At 71.2% G+C, this 14,406-nt stretch carries 13 protein-coding genes; 7 read left to right on the forward strand and 6 right to left on the reverse strand.

The window, feature by feature from the left end; translation table 11 throughout:
- The 3 genes from Q673_RS20925 (at position 1) to Q673_RS20935 (ending at position 3,756) form a co-directional block, all read left to right on the forward strand.
- Positions 1 to 1,179 carry a vWA domain-containing protein gene (locus tag Q673_RS20925; RefSeq protein ID WP_023004578.1) on the forward strand — a complete coding sequence of 393 codons (1,179 nt, stop codon included), beginning with the start codon at positions 1 to 3 and terminating at the stop codon, positions 1,177 to 1,179.
- 200 nt (positions 1,180 to 1,379) lie between these two features.
- The gene (locus Q673_RS20930) at positions 1,380 to 3,092 is read left to right on the forward strand and encodes a proline--tRNA ligase (protein WP_023004579.1); all 1,713 of its coding nucleotides are present in this window, start codon (positions 1,380 to 1,382) and stop codon (positions 3,090 to 3,092) included.
- 70 nt (positions 3,093 to 3,162) lie between these two features.
- On the forward strand, positions 3,163 to 3,756 hold the full coding sequence (locus Q673_RS20935; protein WP_023004580.1) for a transglycosylase SLT domain-containing protein: 594 nt from the start codon (positions 3,163 to 3,165) through the stop codon (positions 3,754 to 3,756).
- Between the two features lie 27 nt (positions 3,757 to 3,783).
- On the opposite strand, the gene Q673_RS20940 is transcribed toward Q673_RS20935, so the two are convergent.
- The 5 genes from Q673_RS20940 to rfaH all read right to left on the reverse strand — a co-directional run bounded on the left by Q673_RS20940 (position 3,784) and on the right by rfaH (position 7,063).
- On the reverse strand, positions 3,784 to 4,971 hold the full coding sequence (locus Q673_RS20940; protein ID WP_023004581.1) for a PqqD family peptide modification chaperone: 1,188 nt from the start codon (positions 4,969 to 4,971) through the stop codon (positions 3,784 to 3,786).
- Positions 4,971 to 5,441, reverse strand: a complete 471-nt coding sequence (locus tag Q673_RS36395; protein WP_023004582.1) for a hypothetical protein — start codon at positions 5,439 to 5,441, stop codon at positions 4,971 to 4,973. The genes Q673_RS20940 and Q673_RS36395 overlap by 1 nt, the downstream gene beginning before the upstream one ends.
- Positions 5,442 to 5,703: 262 nt before the next feature.
- Positions 5,704 to 5,817, reverse strand: coding sequence for a cytochrome c oxidase subunit CcoM (gene ccoM / locus Q673_RS37145; RefSeq protein ID WP_023004583.1), 114 nt, complete (start codon positions 5,815 to 5,817; stop codon positions 5,704 to 5,706).
- Between the two features lie 129 nt (positions 5,818 to 5,946).
- Complete coding sequence (locus Q673_RS20945) at positions 5,947 to 6,465, reverse strand: FKBP-type peptidyl-prolyl cis-trans isomerase (protein WP_023004584.1); 519 nt, start codon at positions 6,463 to 6,465, stop codon at positions 5,947 to 5,949.
- A 58-nt stretch (positions 6,466 to 6,523) separates the two neighbouring features.
- On the reverse strand, positions 6,524 to 7,063 hold the full coding sequence (rfaH, locus tag Q673_RS20950; RefSeq protein ID WP_023004585.1) for a transcription/translation regulatory transformer protein RfaH: 540 nt from the start codon (positions 7,061 to 7,063) through the stop codon (positions 6,524 to 6,526).
- 131 nt (positions 7,064 to 7,194) lie between these two features.
- Here rfaH and Q673_RS20955 point away from each other — a divergent pair, with 131 nt between their 5' ends.
- The gene (locus Q673_RS20955) at positions 7,195 to 8,583 is read left to right on the forward strand and encodes an AmpG family muropeptide MFS transporter (RefSeq protein ID WP_023004586.1); all 1,389 of its coding nucleotides are present in this window, start codon (positions 7,195 to 7,197) and stop codon (positions 8,581 to 8,583) included.
- Positions 8,584 to 8,777: 194 nt separating this feature from the next.
- On the opposite strand, the gene Q673_RS20960 is transcribed toward Q673_RS20955, so the two are convergent.
- Complete coding sequence (locus Q673_RS20960) at positions 8,778 to 10,604, reverse strand: SEC-C metal-binding domain-containing protein (RefSeq protein ID WP_023004587.1); 1,827 nt, start codon at positions 10,602 to 10,604, stop codon at positions 8,778 to 8,780.
- A gap of 261 nt (positions 10,605 to 10,865) precedes the next feature.
- Between Q673_RS20960 and Q673_RS20965 the strand changes: the two genes are divergently transcribed.
- The 3 genes from Q673_RS20965 (at position 10,866) to Q673_RS20975 (ending at position 14,366) form a co-directional block, all read left to right on the forward strand.
- The gene (locus Q673_RS20965) at positions 10,866 to 12,791 is read left to right on the forward strand and encodes a DNA topoisomerase III (protein ID WP_023004588.1); all 1,926 of its coding nucleotides are present in this window, start codon (positions 10,866 to 10,868) and stop codon (positions 12,789 to 12,791) included.
- Entirely contained in the window at positions 12,791 to 13,702 is a 912-nt protein-coding gene (locus Q673_RS20970) for a ketopantoate reductase family protein (protein WP_023004589.1), read from the forward strand. Before Q673_RS20965 ends, Q673_RS20970 begins: the two co-directional genes overlap by 1 nt.
- Positions 13,703 to 13,778: 76 nt before the next feature.
- Complete coding sequence (locus tag Q673_RS20975; RefSeq protein WP_023004590.1) at positions 13,779 to 14,366, forward strand: hypothetical protein; 588 nt, start codon at positions 13,779 to 13,781, stop codon at positions 14,364 to 14,366.
- Positions 14,367 to 14,406 lie beyond the last annotated feature (40 nt).

Below are 14,406 nucleotides of genomic sequence, written 5' to 3' on the forward strand. Positions count from 1 at the left end.
ATGTTCATCGGCCTGTTCGAGACCCTCAAGCGCGCCGGGGTGCCGGTGTCGCTGCGCGAGCTGCTCGACCTCCATGCGGTGGTGGCCCGTGGCGTGGTGTTCGCCGACATGGAGGCCTTCTACCGTATCGCCCGCACCGTGATGGTCAAGGACGAGCGCCACTTCGACCGCTTCGATCGCGCCTTCGCCGCCTGGTTCGAGGGGCTCGAGAACCTGGATGCCGCCATCGAGGCGCTGATCCCCGACGACTGGCTGCGCCGGGAGTTCGAGAAGCAGCTCTCCGCGGAGGAGAAGGCGCAGATCGAGTCCCTGGGCGGCCTCGAGAAACTGATCGAGACCTTCAAGCAGCGCCTGGAGGAACAGCAGGAGCGCCACTCCGGCGGCAACAAGTGGATCGGCACCGGCGGCACCAGCCCTTTCGGCGCCTACGGCTACAACCCCGAGGGGATACGTATCGGACAGGACGGCTCACGCCACCGTCGGGCGGTGAAGGTGTGGGACGAGCGCCGCTTCCGCGACTACGACGACTCCCTGGAGCTTGGCACCCGCAACATCAAGATGGCGTTACGCCGGCTGCGCAAGTTCGCCCGCCAGGGGGCCGCGGAGGAGTTCGACGTCGACGCCACCATCCGCGAGACGGCGCGGGACGCCGGCCTGCTCAACGTGCAGATGCGCCCGGAGCGCCACAACGCAGTGAAGGTGCTGCTGCTCCTCGACGTGGGCGGCTCCATGGACGACCATGTCCGCACCTGCGAGGAGCTGTTCTCGGCGGCACGCGCCGAGTTCAAGCACCTGGAGGCCTACTACTTCCATAACTGCCCCTACGAGGGGCTGTGGCGCGACAACTCGCGTCGCCGGCATGAGCGCATCCCGACGCTGGACGTGCTGCATACCTATGGCGACGACTACCAGGTGGTGATCGTCGGCGATGCCGCCATGTCACCCTACGAGATCACCCATCCCGGCGGCAGCGTGGAGCACTTCAACGACGAGGCCGGGGCCGTGTGGCTCCAACGCCTGACGGCAAAGTTCCCGCGGCTGGCCTGGCTCAACCCAATGCCGCCGCGCGCCTGGGACTACACCCACTCCACCCGGCTGATCCGCGAGCTGATCGACGATCGCATGTACCCCATGACCCTCGAAGGGCTGGAGAGCGCCATGCGCGAGCTGGGCCGATAGGACGATAGCCCTCGAGGGCTATCGGGGCGCCGAATAGCCCGTCTGGGCTATTGGCTTGGCAGTATCCGGCCCGCCGCAACGGGAAGACACAAGCTTTTGCCGCCCCGCACGGCGGGCCGTACAATGCTCGGTCACTGCCGCCATGCCGGGCGGCCCCCTTCCGTCACTTGCCAGAACACGCTCGAGGAACCTCCGGACCCATGCGCGTCACCCAGATGCTGATCGCCACCCTCAAGGAAACCCCCGCCGATGCCGAGGTCATCAGCCACCAGCTGATGCTGCGCGCCGGGATGATCCGCCGCCTCACCTCCGGCCTCTACACCTGGCTGCCGCTGGGGCTCAAGACCCTGCGCAAGGTGGAGCGCATCGTGCGCGAGGAGATGGACCGCGCCGGCGCCCAGGAGGTGCTGATGCCGGCGGTGCAGCCCGCCGAACTGTGGCAGGAGTCCGGTCGCTGGGAGCAGTATGGCCCCGAGCTGCTGCGCCTCAAGGACCGCCATGATCGCGACTACTGCGTCGGCCCCACCCACGAGGAGGTGATCACCGATCTGGTGCGCAAGGAGATCGCCAGCTACAAGCAGCTGCCGGCCAACTTCTACCAGATCCAGACCAAGTTCCGCGACGAGATCCGCCCGCGCTTCGGCGTGATGCGTTCCCGCGAGTTCATCATGAAGGACGCCTACTCCTTCCACGTCGACGAGGACTCCCTCAAGGAGACCTACCAGGCGATGTATGACGCCTATGTGCGCATCTTCACCCGCCTGGGTCTCGACTTCCGCCCGGTGATCGCCGACAACGGCGCCATCGGCGGCACCGGCTCCCACGAGTTCCACGTGCTGGCCGACTCCGGCGAGGACGACATCGTCTTCTCCAGCGAGTCCGACTACGCCGCCAACATGGAGAAGGCCGAGGCCCTGGCCCCCCAGGGCGAGCGTGCCGCCCCCGCCGAGGAATTACGCCTGGTCGACACCCCCGATGCCCGCACCATCGCCGCCCTGGTGGAGCAGCACGGCCTGCCCATCGAGAAGACGATCAAAACCCTGATGGTGCACGCCGCCGAGGGTGGCCTGATCGCCCTGCTGGTGCGTGGCGACCACGAGCTCAACGAGGTGAAGGCGGAGAACCTGCCCGAGGTGGCCGCCCCGCTGACCATGGCAAGCGAGGAAGAGATCCGCGCCGTCGTGGGCGCCGGCCCCGGCTCCCTGGGCCCGGTGAACCTCGACATGCCGATCATCATCGACCGCTCGGTGGCACTGATGAGCGACTTCGGTGCCGGTGCCAATATCGATGGCAAGCACTACTTCGGCATCAACTGGGAGCGCGATGTGGCGCTGCCCAAGGTGGCCGATATCCGCAACGTGGTGGAGGGCGACCCCTCGCCGGACGGCCGCGGCACCCTCTCCATCAAGCGCGGCATCGAGGTGGGCCACGTCTTCCAGCTGGGCACCAAGTACAGCGAGGCGATGAACGCCACCGTGCTGGGCGACGAAGGTCGCGCCCTGCACCCCTGGATGGGCTGCTATGGTATCGGGGTGACCCGCGTGGTGGCCGCCGCCATCGAGCAGAACCACGACGACGCCGGCATCATCTGGCCCGACCCCATCGCGCCCTTCCAGGTCGCGCTGGTGCCGATGAACGCCCACAAGTCGCAGCGCGTGCGCGAGGAGTCGGAGAAGCTCTACGCCGCGCTCACCGAGGCCGGCTTCGAGGTGCTACTCGACGACCGCGACCTGCGCCCCGGCGTCAAGTTCGCCGACCATGAGCTGATGGGCCTGCCCCACCGCCTGGTGGTCGGCGACCGCGGGCTGGACAAGGGGGAACTGGAGTACAAGGGACGCCGTGACAGCGATGCCACCATGGTACCGGCCGGGGAGATCCTCGACTTCCTGCGCCAGACGATTCAACTCGGCTAGTTTCACCTTGGCCAGGACACGCCGCTCGCTTGCCGTCCTGCTGGCAAGCGGGTTCCTGGCGACGAATGTCGTGGCCGATGAGCGCAATTTCCTGGCCGCCCTGGCGGCCGAGGGTCGGCCGCTGCTGGTGCAGCCGCTGCCTGCCACCCCGCGGACCCTGCGCAGCACCCTGGACGAGGCCCTCGCCTCGCCCCGGGCCCCCGCCGACATCTGGGCCGCCCGCCAGTGGTTCAACGCCATGGAACCCGCCCTGGCGCGCCACGTGAAGGACCCCGGGATGCGCCAGGCGCTGCTGCGTCGGGTCTATCACGAGGCCACCCTGGCCGGTCTGCCTCCCGAGCTGGTGCTGGCGCTGATTCAGGTGGAGAGCGCCTTCCAGGCCGAGGCCGTCTCCTCGGCCGGGGCCGTGGGGCTGATGCAGATCATGCCGTTCTGGATCCGCGAACTGGGCCTGCCCGCCGACGACCTCAAGGACCCGTGGCGCAACCTGCGCTACGGCTGCACCATCCTGGCCCACTACCTGGCGGTGGAGGATGGCGACGTCACGCGTGCCCTGGCCCGCTACAACGGCAGCCTGGGCAAGACCTGGTACCCGGAGCGGGTGATGCGCGCCTGGCAACGCCACTGGCGCCCCGCCGAACCCCGAGCCACGGTGCAGCGCTGAGCCGATCACTCGCCACCGCTCCCGGCACTACTCGACAGCGGTCACCAGGCCGGCCTGCGCAAGCTGCGCCAGCCATCGGCACACGTCCTGGGTCACCGGCGCGACCGGTGCCGTGAAGTGCGCCGCCAGCAGCTCGCCCAGCTCTGCCCCGCAAAGCGGCTCCTCGCGCAGCAGTCGCCACACGGCCTGGCCGGTGGCGTTGAGGCGATGGATCCCTCCGCCTGGGTCGATCAGGAAGAGCTCATCCCCCAGGGGATAAACACGCCCGCCGGGGCTCGCCGCCCAGCGCCGCCGCGGTTCCACCGGGGGCGGCGTCTCGGCAAGGGCGGTACGCTCGCGGGCTGGGCCTGCGCCGCCCGGGGCGGGAGTATCACGGCGCAGGGCGTCGGCCAGGCAACGCACCGCCGCCAGCGGCTCGGCGTAGCGCAGCAGCAGGCAGGGCAGCCGCCGCATCAGCGGCAGCAGCCGGGCCATCAATGCCTCCGGCGCGGTGTGGTGGGCGAAGTGCTGGGTGAGCAGCTGCTGTAGCCCCTCCCCGGGCCGCAGCGCCAGCACCTCCGGCGCCGCCATGGCATCATCGCGCTCCAGCAACACCAGGGCCCCAAGCGGCGCAGACTCGCCGTGGGCGGCCAACCCCTCGCCCCTGGGCAGCACGAAGCGGTAGCGCGCATCGGCCGGACCGGCATGGGCCTCGGCGTAGTCGGAAAGCTCCGGGGCCAGGGTCTCGGGCAGCGGCAGGCGCAGCCGGGGGGCGATGCCGAGCGCGACCCCCTCCCCGTCGACGGTCAGCCCCAGCACGTCGTCGCCGAACAGCCGGAACCCCGCCGCGGCGAAGGCCACCGCCAGGGTGCTCTTGCCGGCACGATGACTCTCGGGAAACAGCACCAGGCGACCGTCCACCTCCACGCTGGCGGCATGTAGGCCGAGCAGGTCCGGCGCACGCGCCAGGCGGTCACCGCCCAGGTCGGCGACCAGGCTGCAGACCGCGGACGCCGGCGTGGGCAACACCAGACCACGGGGAAGCTGGGGGGAGCGCTGCAGGTAGCCCGTCGGGGTTCGCCGCAGGCGGATGGCCGGGGCGAGTCCCCGGGCCGGCGCGATCGATACCGGCCACCCCGGCAATGCCTGGGTCAGGGCCGCCACTACCTCGGGCGCCTGCTGCACGCGCAGGCAGCGCCCGAGGCCCGGCAGGGAGAGGTCGACGGCGTGCACCATCACCAGCGGCGTTCGGGGCGTCCGAAGACGATATCCTCGACGATGGTCACCGGATCCTCGACGATGGTCACCGGATCCTCGCGATAGTCGCGCAGCCGGCGCCGGTCATACTCGTAGTCACGACGCGAGTAATAGCGATCGTCGCGGCGGGCATGGTAACGGTCGTCGCGCCGGTAGTGGTCGTCGCGATGGCGACGCCGGTAACGCGCCCGTTCGTGGCGACGGTAGGCGCCATCGTGGCGGCTCGGCCGCGAACGACTGGGGCGCGACCAGCTGGGCCGCGAGCGGCTGGGGCGCGAGCGGCTGGGGCGGGAACGCCGGTGGCCGTCCCAGGCCTGGGCCTGGCCGACGCTGAACAGGGTCGGCGCCATATAGGCGCCGGCGAGGCCCACCCCGAGGGTGGCCAGCAGCCGACGCCGGCGACGGCGATGGGTCTCGGCGGCAGCGTCACGATCAAGCTCGGTGGACATGGAATACCTCCTGGGGCGTCACGGCGGCGGATGATGTCGAACACTGTTCATCCTAGCCATCGCGCGTCCGTCGCGCCGCCGTCCCAGAGGCGTTGTCGATTTGTTCCACCGGGCGTTGCGGATCCGCGACAACCGATCGCGCTCGCGCGGGGAAACCGGCTCAGGAAAAGAAGCCGGCTCACAAAAAAGGGCCGACCCGTGAAGGTCGGCCCACTGGGGGGAGTGACTCCCCCCTCCCCTGACGACTGGTGGAACGGCTGGCTCAGTGCTTCTTCTTGCGGTGGTCCCGCACGATGAAGGCGACCCAGCCCCCCATGAATGCAACCATCATCGCGACGGTGACCAGACCAAAGATTACGGCGTCGTCCAGATACATGTCGATGTCCTCCCCGTCTCGATGTGTTGAGTGCACTGTAGACCGGGAAGGCGCGGCGAAACCTGACCTGCATCAAGTATCGGCCGGCGTGCCGTCAGGGGAAGGAGGAGAATTGATTCAGGTCAGTTTTCAGGGCAGCTTCTTGTCCTCGACCTCGGCGGGGTCGGTATCCGGGGGGAGCGGATGGCCCTTGGCCAGCTCGGCGCGGGTGGCATCGCGTACCGCGAGCACCTCGAGGGCATAGCGCAGCGTGCGCCCGGCCAGCGGGTGGTTGGTGTCGATCAGCACACCGTCGTCGCGCACCTCGAGCACGGTGACGATCTGCGGGCCATCGTCACCGGGGGTCTGGAAGCGCATGCCGGGGGCGAGGTCCGGCACCGGGAAGGCATCGCGCCCCACCTCGCGGACCAGCGCCTCGTTGCGCACGCCATAGGCGTCCGCCGGCATCAGGGTCACGGAGAGCTCGGCGCCCTCGGCCTGGCCCTCCAGGGCGCGCTCCAGGCCGTCGACGATGTTGTGGTGGCCATGCAGGTACTCGAGGGGCCGCTGGCGGGCACGCGAGTCGTCGAGCACCTCGCCGTCGGCGTCGCCGAGGACCTCCTTCAGCACGTAGTGAAGGGTGACGACACGCTGGGGGGCGATGGTCATGCGGGTCTCCTGAGTGATAGGGGAAAGGGCGCCGGCAAGGGGATGAGAAAGGGCCGCCTCAGCCGCGGCGCAGGTTGGCGACGGGCATCTCCAGGCGCTGCTGGCGATGCAGCAGGTTGAGCAGCACGATGGCACGCTCCTCGCCCTTGTGGGCCTCGAACACCGCCTGGAGCTCCTGGAAGGGGCCCTCGGTGATCTGCACCGTCTCGCCGGCGCGGAAGTAGAGGTTGGCCTCCTGCTCACGCTCGCTACCGTGCTCGCGCAGAGTCTCGATCAGCCGGTCATCCACGGCGATGGGCATCTCGCCGAAGGCGACCAGCTTGAGCACGCCGCGGGTGGAGCGGATGGGGCGCCAGTTGCTCACCAGCCGGTCGAGGCGGATGAACAGGTAGTAGGGGAACAGCGGTTCGGTCACCCAGGTCAGCTTGCCGCGGCGCTTCTTCTGCACCTCGAGCACCGGATGGAACACCTCGAAGCCCTGGTTGACCAGGTTCTCGGCGGCACGGAAGGATTCGCCGCCCTTGCACTGGATGGCATACCAGCGCGGTACGGCCGCGTCACCCGACTCGGGCGCCTGGGTCGTCTGGCTCTCGTTCATGACTCACCTGTGAGGCTGGACGCTGGTATCACTGCCGGGGCTCTGCAACAATCATCACCGCCCACGGGGCGCGCCGCGGGGTGCCCGGCATTTCGAGGCGAGGATTCTACCACCGTTGCAAGGAGAGCCCCATGCCGACGCCTACCGTGCAGAGGAGCTGGCGCGACGCCCTGGCGATCTACCTGCGCGCGCCGGTCATCACCATGCTGTTCCTGGGCTTCTCGGCGGGCCTGCCCTTCCTGCTGGTCTTCTCCACCCTCTCGGCCTGGCTGCGCAGCAGCGGCGTCGAGGTCGCGGCGATCGGCTTCTTCGCCTGGATCGGCATGCTCTACTCGATCAAGTTCTTCTGGGCACCGGTGGTGGATCGCCTGGCGCTGCCCCTGCTGACCCGCGTCCTGGGCCAGCGCCGCGGCTGGATGCTGGCGGCCCAAGCGATGATCGCCGCCGGCCTGGTGGGGCTGGCCGGCATCGACCCGGCAGGCCAGCTGCCGCTGGTCGCCCTCTTCGCCCTGCTGGTGGCCTTCGGCAGCGCCACCCAGGACATCGCCATCGACGCCTTCCGCATCGAGTCGGCGCCGGAGGACCTCCAGGCGGCCATGGCCTCCACCTACATCATCGGCTACCGCGGCGGGCTGTTGGCCGCCGGCGCCGGCGCCCTCTACGTGGCCTCGTGGCTCTCCTGGGAGGCCGCCTACCTGAGCATGGCGGCCCTCGTCGGCATCGGCGTGGTGACGGTGCTGCTGCGCCCGGAGCCGGCGCGCCTGTCGCTCACCACCCAGCTGATCCACGAGCCCCGCGTACGCGCCTTCCTGCGCGCCAGCCGTGGCCGGGCGAAGGCGTGGCGACGCCTCGGCGCCTGGGCGATCGGCGCCATCGTCTGCCCCTTCACCGACTTCTTCACCCGCCATCGCCGCAAGGCGCTCTGGCTGCTGCTCTTCGTGGCGGTGTTCCGCATCAGCGACCTGGCCATGGCCTCCATGGCCAACCCGCTCTACATCGACCTCGGCTTCTCGCTCGCCACCATCGCCAACGTCACCAACATCTTCGGCATCGCCATGAGCATCGGCGGCGGCGTCCTGGGCGGCCTGCTGGTGGCCCGCTACGGCATCGGTCCCATCCTGGTGCTGGGGGCCACGGCGGCGGCATTGACCAACCTGCTGTTCGCCGCCCTGGCGCTGGCCGGCCAGAGCCTGCCGCTGCTGGTAATGGCCATCGTCGGCGACAACCTGGCCAACGGCCTGGCCAGTGCGGTGTTCATCGCCTTCCTCTCGAGCCTCACCTCGCGCGCCTACACCGCGACCCAGTACGCGCTCTTCTCGTCGCTGATGACCCTGCCAGGCAAGTTTTTGAGCGGCTTCGGGGGGCTGGTGGTGGAGGCCGACGGCTACGCCACCTTCTTCCTGATCTCCACCGCCCTGGGCATTCCCGCGGTGCTGCTGGCGCTGTGGATCCGCCGCGACCGGGAGCTGGTGCCCGCGCCGGTGCCGGCGAAGCAGGCGGAGGGCGGCAGGACGGGATGACGCCCTAGCGTTTGGGGCTCACCTCCGCCCTTGGAGTCTGCCCCCCAGGTTGTCGCAGCAGCGGGGTCAGACCCCCGCCCCTTAGGGGTCAGACCCCGGCCATGCCGCCAGGCCCGTCATGTTGCGCTTCTCCAGCGGTTACGCCCACCGCCGGGGTCTGACCCCTGAGGGGCTCCCAAGCGGCATAGCCCCCGTCAACCGTCGAGCCACCCCTGCAACCAGGCAAGCGCCCCCGGGGTGGTCCGCCACTGGTCGCGCATCAGGGTGCGGTACTGCCAGGCCTCGGCGCGGCTGCCGGGCTCGGCCTCGCCGGTGTCACCGCCCGGCACGGGGCGCGGACGCTCGGCGCACAGCAGGGCCAGGGCGTAGGCGTTGTGGGCCTGGACATCGCCCAGGGCCGCCTCCGCCGCTTCGCGCCGATCGAGGCGGTAGAGCGCCAGGGCCCGCCCCATCAGCACCCCCAACGCCGGCCCCTCGGCCTCCGCCTCAGGCGGCTGCTCGCTGACCGCCAGGGCCTCGGCGTCGCGGCCGTCGCGCAGCAGCTGGTCGAGCACCAGCTCGCGCAGCCCCAGGCTGTCGTGGTCATCCACCGCGAGCAGGCTCTCGGCGAGCCGGCGGGAGCGCTGGCGCGCGCCGCGCTCCATGCCCACCACCAGCGCCAGGCCGGTGCGCAGCAGCAGGGCGTTGTCGGCCTCCTCCCAGGCCAGGGTGCCGGGCCCCTCGGCGGCGACCTGCTCGAGCCAGCGCTCGAGGCGATCGGCCAGGGGCACGAACAGGCTCGGCGCCATCCACGGCAGGCTGCCGAAGCGGGTGGTCAGCGCCAGGGCCAGCTCCTGCACCACCGCCGGGGCGTCGAGCCATTCGGGGTGGCTGCAGAGGTCGGGCAGCCACTCCCCCGCCGCGGGCCAGGGGTCATCCTCCAGGCCCAGCGGCGAGTCGGAGACCGCCGCCACCGGGAAGACCTCGCGCCAGGCGGCATGCAGGGTGTCCTCGCGGGCGGTGGTGCGGTACTCGAGACGCCCGCCCGCGGTGCACGAGACATCGAGGCGCGGCGCGGTGGGCAGCTCGGCGAGCAGCGCCTGCAGCGCGGCCAGGGGGCCGGCGAGGTCCTCCTCGGCGCTGAGTAGCTGCTCGGCCAGGGTGGCGCCGGGGTTCTCGGCCAGGTCGGCGAGGAACTGCAACTGGTCAGGCTCGAGGTCGCCCTGACGCGCCAGGCGCCGGAACCAGAAGCGCGCCCGCTCGGCTGCCTCCGCCTCGTGCCCCTCGTGGAGCAGCAGCATCGCTTCGATGTAGGCCAGGGTGGGCGAGTCGGGCAGCGCCTGCTGGGCGCGCACGAAGGCGGCCCGGGCGCTATCCAGATCGTCGTTGTCCAGGTGCATCAGGCACAGCCGCTCCAGCGCCACGCCGCGCAGGAACAGCGGGCCGTGCTCGAGCACGGCGTCGAGCAGGGTCTCGCGCTTGCGGGTGAAGCCGCGCTCCTGATAGAGGTCGAGCAGGATCTCGAAGGCGGGCTCGGCCTGCTCCGGCAGCCGCTCCCAGTCGCCGCGCTCGAACAGCGACTCGAGGATCTGCTGGGCGCGGCCACGCTGCCCGGTCTCGGCGGCGATCAGCCCGGCCTCCAGCAGCGCCTGGGCCGGGGCCCGCCCGCTTGCCAGCGCGGCCTTGAGGGTCTCCCCCTTCCAGTCGCGCAGCGAGAGCATCCACATCAGGTGCCCCGGCACGGAGCCTGGCAGGCTGACGGCCCCGCAGCAGTGCTTGGTCTTGCGCCCGGAGTCACACCAGCAGGGCTCGTTGCGCCCCGGCCGGGCGAGGGGCTCGCAGCGGAAGTCGAGACGTTCGAGCGGTGTCTGGGACCACAACTCGGGCGCCAGCGCCTGGGCCAGCGGCAGCTTGCCGCCGACGTGGGCCGGCCCCTCCTCCCGGGCCCAGGCCATCAGCGTCGGATAGCGCTCGTCCTGGCGTATCGCCTTGAGCGCCGCTGAGGCGAATCCCAGCAGCTGTTCCACCCATACCGCCAGCATTGTGACCTCCACCGTCCGGAAAACGGCACAGTCTACCAGCCGGCGCCAGGGCTTGGCAGCCGCTTACTGCCGCGCCCAGGCCAGCAGCGGGGCGGTGCGCGTCCCCAGCCCCAGCAGCCGTCTCGTCCTGCCTCGCTCGCGCATAATGGTTCCTCGCCGCGACAAGTGATACAAGGATTGTACACCACTCACTAAGGATGACACCTGGCCAATCGCCACTCACACTGGAAGAATGTCCAGAAAACCGCCGCCGAGCCCGCCATGCGCCTGATCATCGCCGAGAAACCCAGCCTGGCCCGTGCCATCGCCGACGCCCTGCCCGGCGCCTCCCGCAAGCAGGAGGGCGCGATCGTGGCCGGCGACACCACCGTGACCTGGTGCCTGGGCCACCTGCTCGAGCAGGCACCGCCCGATGCCTACGACCCCGCCCTGAAGCAGTGGCGCCTGGACGCCCTGCCGATCCTGCCCCAGCGCTGGAAGCTCACCCCCCGGCCCAAGGCACGCGGCCAGCTGGCGGTGATCCGCCGGCTGCTCAAGCAGGCGGACGAGGTGGTCCACGCCGGCGACCCGGACCGCGAGGGGCAGCTGCTGGTGCAGGAGGTGATCGAGCACCTGGGCTGGAAGGGCAGGGTCTCCCGACTGCTGGTCAGCGACCTCAACCGCCCGGCGGTGCAGCGGGCACTGGCGCGCCTGGAGGACAACGCCCGCTACCAGCCGCTCTACCGCGCCGCCGAGTCCCGCGCCCGGGCCGACTGGCTCTACGGCATCAACCTGACCCGCGCCTGGACCCTCACCGGCCGCCAGGCGGGCCACGACGGGGTGCTCTCGGTGGGCCGGGTGCAGACCCCGGTGCTGGGCCTGGTGGTGCGCCGCGACAACGAGATCCGCGACTTCGTGCCCCGCCCCTTCTTCGTGCTGTGGGCCGACCTCGCGGTGGCACAGGGCCAGCTGCGCGCCTGGTGGGTACCCGGCGAGCGCCACCCCCTCGACGACCAGGGCCGCCTGCTGGAGAGGGCGCCGGCGGCGGCCCTGGCCGAGCGCCTGCCCGGCGCCGAGGGGCGCCTCACCCGATTGCAGTCCCAGGAGAAGCGCCAGGCCGCCCCCCTGCCCTACTCCCTGTCGGCGCTGCAGGTCGATGCCGCGAGGCGCTTCGGGCTCTCCGCCAAGGCGGTGCTGGACACCTGCCAGGCGCTCTACGAGCGTCACCAGTTGATCACCTACCCTCGCTCCGACTGCCGCTACCTGCCGGAGGAGCACCTGGCCTCGGCCCGGGCCACCCTGGAAGGTGCCTGCGGCGGCGACGAGACCCTGCGCGGCTGGCTCGCCGGTGCCGACTTCACGCGCCGCTCGCGGGCCTGGAACGACAAGCAGGTGGGCGCCCACCACGCCCTGGCGCCCACCGGGCGCGCCATGGACCCCACCAGGCTCTCGGCCACCGAGGCCAAGGTCTTCCGGCTGATCGCCCGCAACGTGCTGGCACAGTTCTATCCGGCGCTTGCCACCCGGGAGGTGAAGGCGGAGTTCACCCTCCTCGAGGAGACCTTCCGCGCCCGGGGCCAGGCGATCCTCGACCCCGGCTGGAAGCCGCTGTTCACCACCCGCGAGGAGGCGCCGCCGCTGCCGCCCCTCACCGAGGGCGAGGGCTGTCGGGTCCTGGAGGCCGGCGTGGAGGATCGCGAGACCCGCCCGCCGGAGCCCTTCACCGACGCCAGCCTGATCAAGGCGATGATGAACATCGCCCGCTACGTCGAGGACCCCGCGGTCAGGCGCACCCTGCGCGAGCACGATGGGCTGGGCACCGAGGCGACCCGCGCCGGCATCATCGAGACCCTGGTGGCGCGCGGCTACCTGGTGCGCCGCGCCAAGGCGCTGCGTGCCACGCGGCTGGGCAGCGCCCTGATCGCCTCGCTGCCCGAGGCGGTGGGGCGTCCCGAGCGCACCGCCCTCTGGGAGCAGCGCCTCGCCGCCATCGCCGAGCAGGAGGCCGAACCGGCCCCCTTCCTGGCGGCGCTGGTGGCCGACCTGCGCGGGCTGCTGGGCAGCGCCGACGCCCGGCGGCTGCAAGAGGCCCTGGCCAACGCCCGGGGCGAGGAGGCAGCCGCCGCGCCCGCCCGCCGCCAGCGAAGCGGCCCGCGGCGCGGCACCGGCAAGCGTGCCTCGCCGCGCCGTCGCAAGGCGTCATCGTGATGGCACCCGCCCCCCACTGGGTCGTCGGCCCCGGCGCCATCGGGCGGCTGCTGGCCCTGCGCCTGGCCCACGCCGGCCATGACGTGGTGCTGATCGGCCGGCGCCCCCTCCCCGACCGCCAGACCCTGATCACCCCCGAGGGCGATGCCCTTTGCCTGCGGCTGCCGACCCGGATCGCCCCGCCCGATGAGGCGCCTGGGGTGGTGCACCTCACCACCAAGGCCTACGCCACCGAGGCGGCCTGGGCGGGGCTCGCCGCGCGACTCGACGCGACCACCCCGCTGGTGCTGTGGCAGAACGGTTTCACCGCCCAGCCCCGCCTCACCGATCGCCACCCCGGCCCGGTGCTGTGCGCCACCACCACCGAGGGCGCCTATGTCGAGGACGAGCGGCGGGTGGTCCACGCCGGCCATGGCGAGACGGCCCTGGGCGCCCTCGATGGGCGGCATGCCGAGCTGGCCGCCTCCCTGGCCGTCACCCTGGGCGCTGCCGGCCTGCCCACCGCCGCGGTGCCGGATATCCGGCGCCGGCTGTGGCAGAAGCTCGCCATCAATGCCGCCATCAACCCGCTGGTGGCGCGCCACCGGGTCCGCAACGGCGAGCTGCGCGCCCCCCGCTACCGGGACGAGGTGGAGGCGGTGATCGCCGAGGTGGCGGCCGTCATGGCCGCCGAGGGCGTCGCGCCGCCCCAGGGCGATGGCCTGGCGGGCTGGCGGGCGCTGGTCTGGAAGGTGGTGACGGCCACCGCCGGCAACCGTGCCTCCATGCTGCAGGACGTGCTGGCCGACCGACCCACCGAGCATGAGGCGATCCTGGGGCCGCTGCTGGAGGCCGCCGCCCGCCACGGCCTGGCCACGCCCACCCTGGCGACGTTGGCACGCCACCTGGCGGAGACGTCGCCGGGTTGCTAGCCTAGAAGGATCTCATCGCCACTCGCACTGCGGCTTGTTCCGCCCGGAGCAGGCCATAGCGCAAGGACAGGGAACCATGAAACCCGGTCATGCCATCGCGTCGCTACTGGCCTGCCTTGCCCTGACGGCGCCATTCACGGCCGTCGCTGCCGAGGACGCCCGTCAGGGCGGCTCGACCCCCGCCTACGCCGCCCAGGCCGACGACCTGACGCGCCTGGAGAACGGCGTGGTGATCGACGGGCGCGACGTCGAGACCCCGGACGGCTACACCTCGGGCTTCCGGCTGATCGCCGGCTTCACTCCCCTGGGGTTGCCCCGCCTCGACCTCGGCGCGGAATTCAGCTATTTAGAGAGTGACGAGGTGCCCACCCGCCTCGGCGACCAGCAGATGCTGATGGACACCGTCAGCCTCGGCGGCAGCCTGGTGGCGGGCGTGCGCCTGGGTCGCCTGGGCCTCTACGCCAAGTCCGGCCTGGTGGGATGGGAGGGCGATGCCGTGGTGGCCCGCGGCGACTTCGACGAGGCCGGCACCACCCGGGTGACCGGCTTCGGCGCCCGCCTCGAGCTTCCCGGCTTCACCAGCCGCCTGGAGCTCGAGGAGTACGACGCCCCCGATATGGCCCACCTCAACCTGCTCACCGCCTCGGTGCATATTCCTTTCTGAGAGCGCGGCTGCGCCGCCTCAAGGAGCAAGGAGCAAGGAG

The sequence above is a fragment of the Halomonas sp. PBN3 genome (assembly GCF_000475415.1).
Taxonomy (GTDB): Bacteria; Pseudomonadota; Gammaproteobacteria; order Pseudomonadales; family Halomonadaceae; genus Halomonas; species Halomonas shengliensis.

What these genes read in the sequence shown, in the direction of transcription:
- Q673_RS20930 (WP_023004579.1), top strand. Translation starts at nt 1,380, where the DNA reads ATGCGCGTCACCCAGATGCTGATCGCCACCCTCAAGGAAACCCCCGCC.
- Q673_RS36395 (WP_023004582.1), bottom strand. Translation starts at nt 5,441, where the DNA reads ATGTCCACCGAGCTTGATCGTGACGCTGCCGCCGAGACCCATCGCCGT.
- Q673_RS20970 (WP_023004589.1), top strand. Translation starts at nt 12,791, where the DNA reads ATGGCACCCGCCCCCCACTGGGTCGTCGGCCCCGGCGCCATCGGGCGG.
- Q673_RS20945 (WP_023004584.1), bottom strand. Translation starts at nt 6,465, where the DNA reads ATGACCATCGCCCCCCAGCGTGTCGTCACCCTTCACTACGTGCTGAAG.
- ccoM (WP_023004583.1), bottom strand. Translation starts at nt 5,817, where the DNA reads ATGTATCTGGACGACGCCGTAATCTTTGGTCTGGTCACCGTCGCGATG.
- Q673_RS20960 (WP_023004587.1), bottom strand. Translation starts at nt 10,604, where the DNA reads ATGCTGGCGGTATGGGTGGAACAGCTGCTGGGATTCGCCTCAGCGGCG.
- Q673_RS20955 (WP_023004586.1), top strand. Translation starts at nt 7,195, where the DNA reads ATGCCGACGCCTACCGTGCAGAGGAGCTGGCGCGACGCCCTGGCGATC.
- Q673_RS20965 (WP_023004588.1), top strand. Translation starts at nt 10,866, where the DNA reads ATGCGCCTGATCATCGCCGAGAAACCCAGCCTGGCCCGTGCCATCGCC.
- Q673_RS20925 (WP_023004578.1), top strand. Translation starts at nt 1, where the DNA reads ATGTTCATCGGCCTGTTCGAGACCCTCAAGCGCGCCGGGGTGCCGGTG.
- rfaH (WP_023004585.1), bottom strand. Translation starts at nt 7,063, where the DNA reads ATGAACGAGAGCCAGACGACCCAGGCGCCCGAGTCGGGTGACGCGGCC.
- Q673_RS20940 (WP_023004581.1), bottom strand. Translation starts at nt 4,971, where the DNA reads ATGGTGCACGCCGTCGACCTCTCCCTGCCGGGCCTCGGGCGCTGCCTG.
- Q673_RS20975 (WP_023004590.1), top strand. Translation starts at nt 13,779, where the DNA reads ATGAAACCCGGTCATGCCATCGCGTCGCTACTGGCCTGCCTTGCCCTG.